Here is a 12,497-nt window from a genome sequence, read left to right on the forward strand (position 1 = left end):
GTTAGGAACTCAAGTTGCGCTGAGAACCTGCCTGCGGCAGCAGCGCCAGCACGGCGATGTGGCCCTGCGTGGGCGCCGCGTCGGGATAGCCGGCTCGGAGGAATTGCACGGCCTTGAACAGGGGCTTCGCGGCGTTCTTCACCATCGGGGACATCAGACCGGAGACTCCTTCGCCACGGCCCGGTAGCTTCGGGCGCCCGCACGGTCGACCGCAGCCTTCACCAGTCCAAACACCAGGCCCTGGAGTGCCGCGCCCGACAACGCCTTGGCTCCCGACCGATTGAGGTCCTTGGGATCGGGCGGGGGTTCCTGTGTGTCGTCGATGCGCTTCCAGACCTGGGTGAACAGCGCACCGGCGAGTAGGCCACCGCCCACGCTTGTGGCGAGCGACAGCGGCATGTAGAGAAGCTTCGACGTTCGGCTCACTAGCACCTCCTCGACGACGCGCAATGTTGCGTCGGGAGTACCCCGAAATCCGCGCTTCACACCGACCACAGTGACGGCGATTCACCTGCAGTTATCAGGTTAGGTGAGCAGTGCCGAACGTGCGCTCCGAGCAGTTACGGCGATATGAAATCGAGTCGGATCCGTTGCACGCCAGGCCCGGAGACAGCTGTGGCCCGACCCCATAAGGGGATCGGGCCACACTGCTCAGTCCGTTACTGGTTGGACTTCTGCCGTTCCTCGGCGACGCCGGCAGCGCCTCGTGCCGATTCGGCCTCGGCTTCCTTCTTGGCGGCATCGCGCTGTGCTTCAGCCTTGTCCTGCTGGGCCTTGCCCTCCTCGGTCAGGTCGTCACGACCGGTGACGGTGCCCACGACCTCCTTGGCCTTGCCCTTGACGTCTTCGACGACGCCCTTGATGCCTTCTTCGGGACCGCTGTTCTTCTCAGTCATCGCGTCCTCTCTGGTATCTGCTGGATTTCAGCGGGCCAGGTGCTTGACCCACCGTCGTTCGGGTTCCCGGACTGCTCGTCGCCAAACGCCGCCGTCGGTGTGAAACAGGCGACAGAACTGATGACGTCTTCATGACGTCGGAAATCACGATCAATTAAGAGCTGAACCCTTTTTCTAAAGAATGGCCGGGGATCTGGCTGGACTCTCACCGATTTGCCGCCGAATGAGGCTGATTTCACTGCCTTCCACTGTAACGCCCGGCGGTTTCGGCTCTGCGCGAAATCGGCAGCTCAGGCGGACGAAAATCGCTTGCGTACTTTGGTTTTCGGGACGGGGAGAAGCAGTACAGCAACACACGCGAAAGAAGAGATGATGATGGAATTTCATGCTGACACCACGCGTCGCCGCGTCGCCGGCATCGCAGCAGGTTGTGTCCTCGGGGGAGCAGTCGCCGCCACCGTCGCTGCCCCGGCAGCGTTCGCGGCGCCCGACTGCAGTCCCGCGGGCATTGCGGGAACCGTGAGTTCGGTGACCGGATCAGCGCAGTCCTACCTGAATGCGCATCCAGGCGCGAACCAAGCTGTGACGGCGGCCTACAACCAACCGCGCGCCGCGGCCTCGCAGAACCTGCGCGCCTACTTCACCTCGAACCCGGGCGAATACCGCGATCTGCGTGGCATTCTCTCGCCGATCGGGGAGACGCAGCGGCAGTGCAACGTGACGGTTCTTCCGCCGGAGATGGCATCGGCCTACTCCGAGTTCATGGCGGGATAGCAGCTGGCTGGCGGAGGCGAGTCGCGGGCCCTTCCGATGGCGACCGACCCACCTCCGCCAGTCCTGCAGTGTCCCTGGGTGACTGGGCCAGGGTTTGATTCTCGGCGCGGCTGGGCAGTCTGAGTGGGACGCCCGCCGCCGCGGGCGAGATAACCGACGCAACCGAAGGGAAGAGCCATGGCAGACCAGAACAGCGGGCCCGCCGAAGCCGTCAAGGGCGTCGTCGAGGGCGTGAAGGGCAAGGCCAAGGAGGTCGTCGGAGCCGTCGCCGGCCGCGACGACCTGCAGCGTGAGGGCCAGGCCCAGCAGGACAAGGCCGATGCGCAGCGCGAGGCCGCCAAGAAGGAGGCCGAGGCCGAAAGCGCACGTGCGGCGGCCAAGACCAACGAGGCACGCCAACGGGCCGAGCAGGACTCCTGACGTAACCCCGATGATGCCCGGTTCCGCGCTGCGGGGCCGGGCATCACTGCGTGGTACGCCGTGCGGTTTCGCCCAGCGGGCGGGCGGGCACTCAGTGACGGGAACGCTCATGGAGCGTTCCTGTCGACGGCTTGGAGGTGACGGCGATGCCGAACGCGTCGATCAAGGACGAGAAGATGTACGAGGATCTGCGAGAGCAGGGCAACTCGAAGGAGAAGGCGGCCCGCATCTCGAATGCCGCCGCAGCCCGCGGCAAATCCTCGGTCGGGCGTAAGGGCGGCGAAGCCGGCTCCTACGACGACTGGACCGTTCCGGAGCTGAAGAAGCGAGCAAAAGAATTGGGCATGTCCGGATATTCGGGACTCACCAAGAGCAAGCTGGTGGCCAAGCTCCGCAACCACTGACGCCCACCACGCCGTGGCCAGTGCGCCGGGGCGGGTGGGTCCTCAGCGTGTACGAGAATTCCCTCGCCGCAGCGTTTTTCGTGTTGTTCTTCGCCTCCTGGAGTCTGCACGCACTCGGCGGTGTCGCTGCCTACAACGCAGAGCAGGCCGAACACGGCCAGGCCGCGATCTCGGTGTGGCAGTACCTGATCACCTCGCGGTTCTGGTTCGAGCCAATGCAGAACTGGCAGAGCGAGTTCATTGCCGTTGCTGCCATCGTCGGGCTGTCGATCTTCCTGCGCCAACGCGGATCCGCGGAATCCAAACCGGTCGCAGATGCCCATCGCGACACCAGCGCGTGACCGCTCGCGCTGACGGTTTGGCCGCCGAACCCCGCGGGTAGGCAACTCGATGCCGGTCAACTCGCCTCCGATGCGGGCCGTCGCACCGGTCTGCACGGTGACGCCTGAGCCTGGCGCCGCGCACTTTGGCGCGTCAACTGAAGTCGGCGCAGTGAGCCCTACCGCTGAGGAGGAATCATGGGTGACAGTCATTCAGATCCGGTCGATCATGTGCGCACCACCCGCCCGCATGCCGGTGAGACTTTCAAGAACGGCGCCAACGCACCCGGGTTGATCTCCGGTGCGGTCGCGGTCGTGGCGCTGGTGGCCGGTATTTTCGCGTTCGCTGCCGGTCATGCGACGGTGGGCATTGTGGGCGTCGTGATCGCGGTGATCCTCGGCGTGGTCGCCGGAGTGTGGTTGTTCGTCAGTCACAGGAAAGTCCGGGCCGCCGAACGGGATTGGCTTGCCAAGCATCCCGAGGCACCGGCCCAGCCGCCGTCGAGCTGATCTCAGATCATGTCGTTGTTGGTCAACCACCGCATGATGGGCCAGCCGACGAACACCGGCAGCCAGCAGGTGAGGACGCGATAGAGGAGCACCGCCGGAAACGCGATGGCGGCAGGCACGCCGAACGCCGCCAGGCCGCCAATGAGCGCGGCCTCCACGGCGCCGACCCCGCCGGGGGTGGGCGCCGCCGAGGCGAGTGTGCCGCCGATCATCGTCACGACGGTGACGGTGACGAACGAGACGTCGCCTCCGAACGCCTCGACGCTCGCCCACAGCGCCAGCGCGGCGCCGAGAGTCGTTCCGGCAGCGCCCAAAACGATCAGCGCGAGCCGTTTTGGTTCGCGCGCCACCTCTACGAGGTCGGTGGCCACCTCTTTGAGCTTCGGCCGGACCGCGGTGCCCAACCACCGGCGCAGCTTGGGCACGAACAGGAATGCCCCGAGAAGTCCGAGTGCTACACCGCCAATGAGGTACAGCACCGTCGCTGACGGCACGAAGTGGGACAGGTTGGCGGACGCGCCTGCGGCGGTACTGAACACGATGAGCAGCAGCACGTGCACGATCACCTGGACGGACTGCTGGAGCGCGACGGCCGTTGTGGCGCGTACCGCGCCGAGTCCGCCCTTCTGCAGGAACCGGGTCGACAACGCCAGGCCGCCGACGCCTGCCGGTGTGGTGGTCGCCGCAAAGGTGTTGGCCACCTGCATGATCGTCAGGTTGCGGAAGCTGACGAGGCCGTCGGCGCACGCCCACAGCGCCGCGGCGGCCCCGACGTACGTGAGCGCCGAGACCGTCAGGCCAAGCAGGGCCCACCACCAGTTCGCGGTGCGCAGTTCGGTGAAGAACGTGGGCGCGGTGCTCAGGAACGGATAGGCGACGTAGACCAGTGCGACGAGCAGCACCAGTTGGATGACCTGGGTCCGGGTGAACCGGGTGATGGTCTCGGCCTGGATCTGGTCGGCGCCGGTCTGCTTCTGGACCTCGTCCCGCGCGGCCGTCAGCACGACCCCGGCGTCGTCGACACTGTCGCGGATCCGGGCTGGCATGGCCGACTTGGTCAACCGGCGCGACGCGGTCAGGACGGTGTCCTTGCCGAATGTTTCGATCGCGGCCGTCACCGCGGGTCCCGCGCCGTAGAGGTCGGTGGTGGTGAGCAGCAGTTGCGCGATGTCGGCCTGGAGCAGTTCGTCGGTGGCGCCGAACTCGGCGTAGCCGAAACCGCCGAACAGCACCGACCCGTCGGCGACCGTGATCTCCCGGCTGCGCAGATCGCCGTGGGAGAACTGGTGGTGGTGCAGCACCGAGAGCACCTGCCAGATCTGCTCCACCGGGGTGTCCTCGGCGACGTCGTGCAGCGCCTCGCCGCGGGCCGGGGTGTGGGCGTACATGGTCCACCCGCGGTCCAGAGCTGACATCGACAGCATGTTGGTGTTGGCCAGGCCCAGATCGCCGATGGCCATCGCGAGCAGGCAGCGATGTTCGACGGCGCGCCGCATGGACGTCTGCAATGGCGCTGTCTCGCTGGCGCGCAGGCGCAGTTTGCGCCAGAACTGTCTCAGGGCACCGCCGCTGCGTTGATTGGGACCGTACAGCTCGACGACCGCGGTCGAGTCGGGTTCGTCGGTGGTCGCCGACAGCAGCAGTGGGCCGGGGCCGGCGGGCCGCATGACGGCCAGGGCTTGGGGTTCGAATCCACGCCGGCGCATGGCGCGCACCGCGCCGTCCAGGGGCACCTCCAGTGCCGGTGTCCCGACGACGAGCACCACCAGGGCGCCGACGAACCACCCGACGGCAAGGCCCATCAGCGACCGTGCGGGCACCACGGCGCTGACGACCAGGTGGATCGGCACGAAGGCCAACAGCAGCGTCCACCACCACCGGCGCCACCGTGCGGGCAGTCCCGATCCCGACACCGTGAGCATTGCCGCCAGCATCGCGATCCAGCGCGGGTCGTCGAGGAACTGCGACAGCACGCTGTCGAGCCGTTCGGACAGGTCGAAGTGCCAACTCGGGGCCGCGATGCCGTTGCCGGTGATCGACAGCGCCAGCACGGCCGTCAAACCGGCCGCGACGTACGCCCCGAGCAGCTTCCACTGCCTGGCCGCCAGCAGTCCGATCAGGATCGCGAACGGCAGCGCCAGGATCGCGATGCCGTACGCCAGGTAGACCAGGTTGGACTGGGTCGGGGTGAGTACGCCGACGATCTCCGAGATGGATTTCTCGAGCGTGACCCACTCGTACCGGGTGATCAGCGAACTGGTGATCACGGCCGCCAGGAAGGCGGCGGAAAGCGCCAACCGAATGATGTCGTTGGTGCGTTTCGTCATGGGTTGCAGCAGCTTGCCCGTGACGGTGATGTCCCGCCCGTCAACTCGCATGTTGTTGGATCTTCCGCCCCGCCGTCCGTCGCTGTTCCCGGGACAACATAACCGCACTGCTGTCCCGAAGTCCGCAGCGAGGGTTTGAAGTCGCGGGGTGGTGGGAACAAAGCGTGCGGGGTGGTGAGAGCTCACCACTCGAAGCGGCGCGAAACCGGCCAGCCGACTAACCGCAGACTTGATCCCTGAGAGGCCCGGTCCCTGAATAAGGGGCCGGGTCTTTCGATCAGTTGGATGTGGTGCCGCTAGTCGTCGTCGGCCACGGACGCGGCGATGATCCGGTCGATCTCCGTCGGGCGCGGGATGGCCTCGCCCGTGCCGAGGGCGCACGACACCAGCGCGTCCACCAGTCCGTCGGCGAGCGCGTAGACGCCGTCGGGGGACCCGCCGGCCGGCGCCATGGTCTGCTGGATCGAGACGATGCCGTGCAGGCCGGTCCACAGCGTGTGCGCGCACTGGTGCAGGGGCAGCGCCAGGTGGTGGCCAGCTTCGGCGCATTCGGTGAGGGCGCGCCGCAGGCGTCCCGACACCTGACGCGAGGGGTGATGGCCCCGCTTCCCGGCGTCCAATGCGGGTTGGCGAACCTGGTACATCAGCCGGTAGTGGCCGGGGTGTTCCAGGGCGAACCGGCAGTAGGCGTGCACTTGGGCCAGCAGACGGTCGCGCGGACCGCCGTCGGTCGCCTCGGCGGCGGTCCGCATCACGTCGGCGAGTTGGGCGTACTTGTCGGCCAGCGCGGCCCACACGAGCTCGGACTTGTCGGCGAAATGGAGGTAGATGCTGGGCGCCGCGACTCCGACCTCCTCGGCGACGGCGCGCATGGTCAGCTTCTCGTCGCTGCCCCACTCGTCCAGCAGACGGTTGACGGCCTCGAGGATCTCGGCGCGCAGTTGGTCGCCGTGTCCGCGCCGACTGCGTGGCCGGCTCGATTTCCCTTGTCCTGTTGCGGCGCGTCGCACACTTCACCTCCAGATGTGCTGAGAATCACCAGGTTAGAGCCCTGCCCGAGGGTCGATAGTGAGACTAAGCTTCAGGTAACTGAACATTGTTAGTTTACGTGATGGAGGTCGCAATGACTGCGAGTCCCGACGAATTGGTTGCTCCCCTCGCGGGCGCCGACCGCGAGGCCGTCGAGGACCGCGGCCCGGTCGGTGCCGGGATCGCACCTCGGGCCGGCGTCATCGGCCTCGGCATGATCGGCGGCGGTGTTGCGGTGAGCCTCGAGGCTCGTGGCCGGATCCCGGTGGTCTACGACATCCGCCCCGAGGCGGCCGAGGATCTGGGGCTGGCCTTGGCGGCCCCGACGCCCGCCGAGGTGGCGGCCGTCAGCGACGTCGTGCTGATCGCGGTGGTCGATGCCGCGCAGGTGCGCGAGGTGCTGCGGGGGACCGACGGCGTACTCGCCGGCGCCCGGCCGGGCCTCGTCGTCGTGCTGCTGTCCACTCTCGCCGTGCCCGAGGTGCTCGACATCGCCGAGGAGTGCCGACCCTTCGGTGTGGCACTGCTCGACTGCGGTGTCACACCCGGTGATCAGGCCGCCAACAACGGAATGGTCGCCATGGTGGGCGGTGACGACGACACCGTGCGCCGGGCGATGCCGGTGCTGGCCGATTTCGCCAAGAAGGTTGTGCACTGCGGCCCGTCGGGTGCCGGCATGGCCACCAAGATCGCGCGCAACGTCCTCACCTACGGCACCTGGCGCGTCGCGCACGAGGCCGCCGAACTGGCGCGTGCCGCCGGGGTGGATCCGGAGACGCTCATCGACGTCGTCGAGGAGGCGGACCCGCAGGGTTCGACCCTCTTCACATGGCTGCGCAACCGCAGCACCAACCCCGAGATCGTCGAGCAGGCCGGCCCACAGGTGCTGCGGCTGATGACCAAGGACCTCGGCGCGGCCCAGGAGTTGGCTGCCGACAACGGGATTGTCGTTCCGGTGGTCGATGTGGCCCGTGAGCGCGCAGCCGAGACGCTCGGCGTCCGGGAGGCCGCGTCGCCGGCCGACCGCACCGAGGTCGGACTGCAGACCATGGACAAGGTGTACGGCGCCGGCCTGGCCGCTCATATGCCCGAGGACCGGTCGCCCGCGCTCGAGATGACGATCGACCACCTCTTCGGTGAGGTCTGGAGCCGCCCGGGACTGTCGCTGCGAGACCGCCGCCTGGTGGTGTTGGGTGCGACGGCGATGCTGGGCCGCGCCGACCTGATCGAGGTGCAGGTGCGTGGCGCGCTCATCAACGGTGAGCTCACCGAAGACGAGTTGGAAGAGATTGTGCTGCAACTGCATTACTACGCGGGCTGGGGTAACGGCACGGCCGTGCAGGCGGGTGTGAACGCGGCGCTGGCGAGCTGGAAGAACGGTTTTGTCGCGCCGGGCGATCAGGGCTCGAGCGGGCGGTAGAGCTCGGTCGGGACGCCACGTCCGCGCAGCACCTCGGCGCCGACCGATGCCCACCGTGCGGCTTCATCGCATTGGGCGCGGTCTCGGATGGTGCCCGAACACAGCACCCGGGTGGTGTCGCTCTTCGCTCGGTCGGCGAGGCGGGCCGCCTCGTTGACCGCGTCGCCGATCACGGTGTACTCGAAGCGGTTCTCCGCGCCGACGAATCCGGCGAACACCCGTCCCGCTGACACTCCGATCCCGTAGTCCAGGCGGACTCTGTGCGGCAGTCGCAGGGACAGCTCGCGAGCGGTGGCCAGGGCGTCGTCTGCGGGGGCGGCGGTGTGTACGGGCGCTCCGAACACCACGAGGGCGGCGTCACCCTGGAACTTGTTGATGAATCCGGTGCTGGCGTCCACGACGTCCACGATCGCGCGGAAGAAGTCGTTGAGGGTGTCGGCCACCACTTCTGGGGGCTGACTGGCGGCGAACTGCGTCGAGCCCGCGAGGTCGACGAACAGCACAGCCACCTCTCGCACGTCGCGGTACAGCGACACCTCGCGATCGACGAGCACCCGGACCACGTCGTCGCCGACGTGCCTGCCGAAGAGGTCGCGAATCCGGTCGCGTTCGCGGAGTCCCGCCACCATGCGGTTGAAACGGCTCTGCAGCAGCCCGATCTCGGAGCGCTCGTAGATGTTGACGCGCCGGTTGATGTTGCCCTGCTCGACGTCGGCCATGGCGTCGATGACCTCGCGCAGGGGATCCGAGATTGAGCGGGAGACCAGAATCATGCCGCGCAGTCCCCACAGCACCGCGACGCCGCTGAGCACCAGGACCGGGATCTCCACCGACGACGTCGTGTCGATGATCCAGCCCCGACTGCGGATCAGGATCAGCAGCGCGATGCCGATGCTGGGCAGTGCGCAGCACAGCACCCACATCATCAGCAGTCGGGCCAGCACGCCGGGTGCGGTGTCGCGGCGCACCGCGTACGGCCCCGCGGCCGCGCTGAGGGGATGCAGGGTGCGCACCGTCAGCAGCAGTGCGGTGCACACCGCCGCCGTGGCGCCGAAGAACACCGCCGGTCCCACCAGCACGGCAACGGCGAACCCCGATTCCAGGTTGGCCAGCACCACGATCAGCCCGCTGCCCACCCATGTCCAGGTCAGCAGCAGGCTGGCTCGGCGCGCGACACGCAGCGCCGAACGGCGTTGTCGTGGAGTGGGTTCGGTGCCGGTGACGTACCACCGAAGCGACGGCAGCACGATGGCGACACTGCCCACCGCGACGACGACGATCGCACCCACGACGAGCGCGATGATCAGCGGGTCGTTGTCGGGATTGAACGGCGGCTGATCGTCACCCAGCGTCTCGCGGCGCAGCGCGGTCATCACCAGCAGCACCTCGATGACGGCGAGCACGTGCGCGATGGTGACGCCCGCGGCGTAGCGCAGTGCCAATCCGGTGGCGTCAGAGGCCTTGGGCGCCACTGGCCTCGACTCCGATGCCGCTCAGGCAGAACTGCACGAGGTGGGTGACGTCTGCCCGGGGTGGGCGCTGCCCTGATCCCAGGTGCCGACGCAGCGTGCCCATCGTGCAGTGGAACACCGCGTCTCCGTCACGCACGGGGTCCCGGCGGCCCATGGCGGCCAGTGGATCCGTGAGCAGGGCCCGAAGGGGAGCCATGAGTTCCTCGTCGGACGCTCGGCGACCGGCGATGGCGGACAACTGCGCCACGGTGGCTCGGCACATCCTGAAGCGATGCGGGTCGGTCATCTCCTCGAGCAGGCCCTCGACCCAGCAGGCCACCTGGTCGACGGGGTCGGCGCGTCGGCACATCTCGTCGGCGATCGCAGTGGTGACCACACCGATGCCGCGCTCCATGGCCGTCATGACCAGATCGTCCTTGCCGCTGAAGTGCCGGTAGAACGTCTTGTTGCAGGTACCCGCTTCCGCAATGATGTCGCAGACTCGAAGCGTCTGAGGCGTCGAGCGGGACATCACCCGAACCGCGGCGTCGAGGATGCGCGTGACCTCTGGGCTGTAACCGGGGCGTGCGGGGGCGGCGGCCGCGGGTCTCTGCTCCGTCGTCTCCATGCCTCCCGCTCGGTCAGTCCAGCCGAGAATATCCTTCTCGGTTCGTGCGATCAGCATTTCCGCCGGATGGGGTCACGCGGGCGCTGACGGGTCGGAATCCGTCGGTCGGCCGTCGACGAGCACCCCAGCAGCGGCCTCCATGGGCTTGATCACGGCGGTGAAATCGGAGTCGGGCCCTTCGGCGGCCACGGTGTCGCTCCAGCATCTCCCGATCGCCGCCGCGATGTCCGACGGTGCCTGAAGCGAGCGCGCCTCGTCGAGGTAGAGGTCGACGTCCTTGGCCATCAGTCCGGTCGCGAATCCGTAGTCGAAGGTGCGGGGGAGCACCGCGCGCGGGAACTTGTCACGGCTGGCGTGGGTGCCGCCGGAACCGGCGTTGAGCACGTCGATCATCACGCCTGGATCCAGTCCCGCGCGCACCCCCATCACCACCGCCTCGGCCGTGGCCGCCAGTGCCGTCGCCGCGAGCATGTTGTTGACCAGCTTCATGGTCTGGGCCGCGCCAGGAGACTCGCTGACGAAGATGGGTCTGCCCAGCGCCTCCAACACCGTTCGCAGAGAGTCGAATTCGGTCCGTGGGCCCGACACCATCAACGCCAGCGTGCCCTGCTCGGCGCCGTGCACGCCGCCGCTGACCGGGCAGTCCAGCGTGCTGATGCCGTGCTCCCGCAGGCGCTCGTGGACCTGTTGGGCCGTGGTGGCGCCCACCGTGGACAGATCGACGAAGCGGCGGATGCGGGCACCGTGCCGGATGCCGCCGGACACTTCGAGGGAGGCCTGCGGGGTGGGCAGGCTCGCCAGCACCACGTCGGCGCGGTCGGCGACGTCGCGGACATCGGCGCCCGCGGCGGCGCCGGCCCGTACGGCCCCGTCGAGGGCCTCGGCGCGCGGGTCGAACGCCACCACCGGATGTCCGGCGGCGACCAGTCGGCGCAGCATGGGCGAGCCCATGTGCCCCAGGCCGATGAACCCGAGGGTGAGGTTCACGTGGCGTCCAGTTCGGCGAACAGTTCCCGTGCGATCCGGAAGCTGTCGACGGCCGCGGGTGCTCCCGCATAGACCCCGACCTGGAGGAACACCTCGCGGATCTCCTCACGAGTCACACCGTTGTTGAGCGCGCCACGCAGGTGGGTGCGCAGTTCGTGGGGCCGGTTCAGCGTCGCGATCATGGCCAGGTTGAGCATGCTGCGGATCTTGAGGGGCAGCCCCTCGCGGCCCCATACCGCACCCCAGCAGTACTCGGTGAGCAGATCCTGCAGGGGCGCCGAGAACTCGTCCACGTTCTTCGTCGCGGCGTCCACGTACGCCTGGCCGAGCACCGCGGTGCGGACTTCGCGGCCGCGTTCGTAGGTCTGCTTGTCCATGTGGGCGGCCTCCTGGCTCTGTCGCGCTGTCCCGTCAGGACTTCGGTTCGGCCGCGTCCAGGAACAGGTCGGGGATCGGGTTGTCGCCGCCACCGTAACGGGACAGATCCGTCACGCCCGCGTCGCGCAGGACGTCGGAGTCGATGAAGCACTGTCCGGTGACCTCGTCGGACGGGCGCGCCACGATGGCCGCCGCGGCATCGCCCATGATCTCGGGGCTGCGTGACGACTCCGCCAGTTCGCTGCCCGCGGCCAGCGAGGTGACGGCCGCGGTGGCGATGTAGGTCTCGGGCCACAGGCAGTTGGAGGCGATCTTCGCCTCGCGGTACTCCTCGGCCCAGCCCAGCGCCAACAGGGTCATGCCGTACTTGGACAACGTGTAGGAGGGGTGCACGCCCAGCCAGTATGGGCTCATGTTCATCGGCGGGGCGATCGTCAAGACGTGCGCATTGGGCGACTTGCGCAGGTGTGGCAGGCAGGCCTTGGTGAGCAGGAAGGTGCCCCGGACGTTGATGTCCATCATCAGGTCGAACTTCTTGGCCGAGAGTTCGTCGGTGGGGTCGGTGGAGATCGCACTGGCGTTGTTGACGCAGATGTCGACACCGCCGAACTGGTCGACAGCGGTCTCCACGAGGCGCGCGACGTCGTCCTCTTTGCGGACATCGCCGATCACCGGGACCGCGTTGCCGCCCGCGGCCTCGATGTCGGCGGCCGCGGTGTAGATGGTGCCCGGCAGCTTCGGATGGGGCTCGGCCGTCTTAGCCAGCAGCACGATGTTGGCGCCCTGTCGGGCTGCCGACACTGCGATGGCCAATCCGATCCCGCGGCTGGCGCCGGATACGACGAGGGTGCGGCCCTGAAGAGCCGTGGCGGCGGTGCTGTTAGTCATGTCTCTCCCTTGGTCATTTCCACCGTACGGTATTGGCATTCTCTTTTTTTGCAAGTACGTTATCC

General features: G+C 67.8%; 16 protein-coding genes. 6 read left to right on the forward strand and 10 right to left on the reverse strand.

Annotated features, from left to right (window positions below):
- Window position 1: 1 nt before the first annotated feature.
- The 3 genes from G6N34_RS05380 to mbp1 (G6N34_RS05390) all read right to left on the reverse strand — a co-directional run bounded on the left by G6N34_RS05380 (window position 2) and on the right by mbp1 (G6N34_RS05390) (window position 896).
- Window positions 2–154 (reverse strand): DUF3349 domain-containing protein, encoded by a 153-nt coding sequence (locus G6N34_RS05380; protein WP_109788612.1) that lies wholly within the window; start codon window positions 152–154, stop codon window positions 2–4.
- Window positions 154–426, reverse strand: coding sequence for a DUF4235 domain-containing protein (locus G6N34_RS05385; protein ID WP_085154679.1), 273 nt, complete (start codon window positions 424–426; stop codon window positions 154–156). Before G6N34_RS05385 ends, G6N34_RS05380 begins: the two co-directional genes overlap by 1 nt.
- 233 nt (window positions 427–659) lie before the next feature.
- Window positions 660–896 carry a microaggregate-binding protein 1 gene (gene mbp1 / locus G6N34_RS05390; protein ID WP_085154595.1) on the reverse strand — a complete coding sequence of 79 codons (237 nt, stop codon included), beginning with the start codon at window positions 894–896 and terminating at the stop codon, window positions 660–662.
- Window positions 897–1,271: 375 nt separating this feature from the next.
- On the opposite strand from mbp1 (G6N34_RS05390), the gene G6N34_RS05395 reads away from it, so the two are divergent.
- The 5 genes from G6N34_RS05395 (at window position 1,272) to usfY (ending at window position 3,324) form a co-directional block, all read left to right on the forward strand.
- Window positions 1,272–1,670: a heme-binding protein gene (locus tag G6N34_RS05395; RefSeq protein WP_085154597.1), complete on the forward strand. Its 399-nt coding sequence runs from the start codon at window positions 1,272–1,274 to the stop codon at window positions 1,668–1,670.
- A 177-nt stretch (window positions 1,671–1,847) separates the two neighbouring features.
- A complete protein-coding gene (gene mbp1, locus G6N34_RS05400) occupies window positions 1,848–2,090 on the forward strand; it encodes a microaggregate-binding protein 1 (RefSeq protein ID WP_085154599.1) in 243 nt (80 codons plus the stop codon).
- 146 nt (window positions 2,091–2,236) lie between these two features.
- The gene (locus G6N34_RS05405; RefSeq protein WP_085154681.1) at window positions 2,237–2,494 is read left to right on the forward strand and encodes a DUF7218 family protein; all 258 of its coding nucleotides are present in this window, start codon (window positions 2,237–2,239) and stop codon (window positions 2,492–2,494) included.
- Window positions 2,495–2,514: 20 nt separating this feature from the next.
- Complete coding sequence (locus G6N34_RS05410) at window positions 2,515–2,835, forward strand: DUF6766 family protein (RefSeq protein WP_308213209.1); 321 nt, start codon at window positions 2,515–2,517, stop codon at window positions 2,833–2,835.
- Between the two features lie 177 nt (window positions 2,836–3,012).
- Window positions 3,013–3,324, forward strand: a complete 312-nt coding sequence (gene usfY / locus G6N34_RS05415) for a protein UsfY (RefSeq protein WP_085154601.1) — start codon at window positions 3,013–3,015, stop codon at window positions 3,322–3,324.
- Between the two features lie 2 nt (window positions 3,325–3,326).
- On the opposite strand, the gene G6N34_RS05420 is transcribed toward usfY, so the two are convergent.
- Both G6N34_RS05420 and G6N34_RS05425 read right to left on the reverse strand, forming a co-directional pair.
- Window positions 3,327–5,702: a flippase-like domain-containing protein gene (locus tag G6N34_RS05420; protein ID WP_085154603.1), complete on the reverse strand. Its 2,376-nt coding sequence runs from the start codon at window positions 5,700–5,702 to the stop codon at window positions 3,327–3,329.
- A 245-nt stretch (window positions 5,703–5,947) separates the two neighbouring features.
- Entirely contained in the window at window positions 5,948–6,661 is a 714-nt protein-coding gene (locus tag G6N34_RS05425; protein WP_085154605.1) for a TetR/AcrR family transcriptional regulator, read from the reverse strand.
- A gap of 113 nt (window positions 6,662–6,774) precedes the next feature.
- On the opposite strand from G6N34_RS05425, the gene G6N34_RS05430 reads away from it, so the two are divergent.
- Window positions 6,775–8,100 carry an NAD(P)-binding domain-containing protein gene (locus tag G6N34_RS05430; RefSeq protein ID WP_085154683.1) on the forward strand — a complete coding sequence of 442 codons (1,326 nt, stop codon included), beginning with the start codon at window positions 6,775–6,777 and terminating at the stop codon, window positions 8,098–8,100.
- Here the strand turns inward: G6N34_RS05430 and G6N34_RS05435 are convergent.
- From G6N34_RS05435 to G6N34_RS05455, 5 genes are all read right to left on the reverse strand, one after another.
- Window positions 8,079–9,572 (reverse strand): adenylate/guanylate cyclase domain-containing protein, encoded by a 1,494-nt coding sequence (locus tag G6N34_RS05435; protein WP_234813031.1) that lies wholly within the window; start codon window positions 9,570–9,572, stop codon window positions 8,079–8,081. The two genes, G6N34_RS05430 and G6N34_RS05435, sit on opposite strands and share 22 nt — an antisense overlap.
- Window positions 9,553–10,179, reverse strand: a complete 627-nt coding sequence (locus G6N34_RS05440; RefSeq protein ID WP_109788617.1) for a TetR/AcrR family transcriptional regulator — start codon at window positions 10,177–10,179, stop codon at window positions 9,553–9,555. Before G6N34_RS05440 ends, G6N34_RS05435 begins: the two co-directional genes overlap by 20 nt.
- A 72-nt stretch (window positions 10,180–10,251) precedes the next feature.
- Window positions 10,252–11,166, reverse strand: a complete 915-nt coding sequence (locus G6N34_RS05445) for an NAD(P)-dependent oxidoreductase (RefSeq protein WP_085154609.1) — start codon at window positions 11,164–11,166, stop codon at window positions 10,252–10,254.
- Window positions 11,163–11,543, reverse strand: coding sequence for a carboxymuconolactone decarboxylase family protein (locus G6N34_RS05450; RefSeq protein WP_085154611.1), 381 nt, complete (start codon window positions 11,541–11,543; stop codon window positions 11,163–11,165). Before G6N34_RS05450 ends, G6N34_RS05445 begins: the two co-directional genes overlap by 4 nt.
- A 34-nt stretch (window positions 11,544–11,577) precedes the next feature.
- Complete coding sequence (locus tag G6N34_RS05455) at window positions 11,578–12,432, reverse strand: SDR family oxidoreductase (protein WP_085154613.1); 855 nt, start codon at window positions 12,430–12,432, stop codon at window positions 11,578–11,580.
- Window positions 12,433–12,497: the final 65 nt, after the last annotated feature.

The sequence above is a fragment of the Mycolicibacterium confluentis genome (genome assembly GCF_010729895.1).
Lineage (GTDB): Bacteria > Actinomycetota > Actinomycetes > Mycobacteriales > Mycobacteriaceae > Mycobacterium > Mycobacterium confluentis.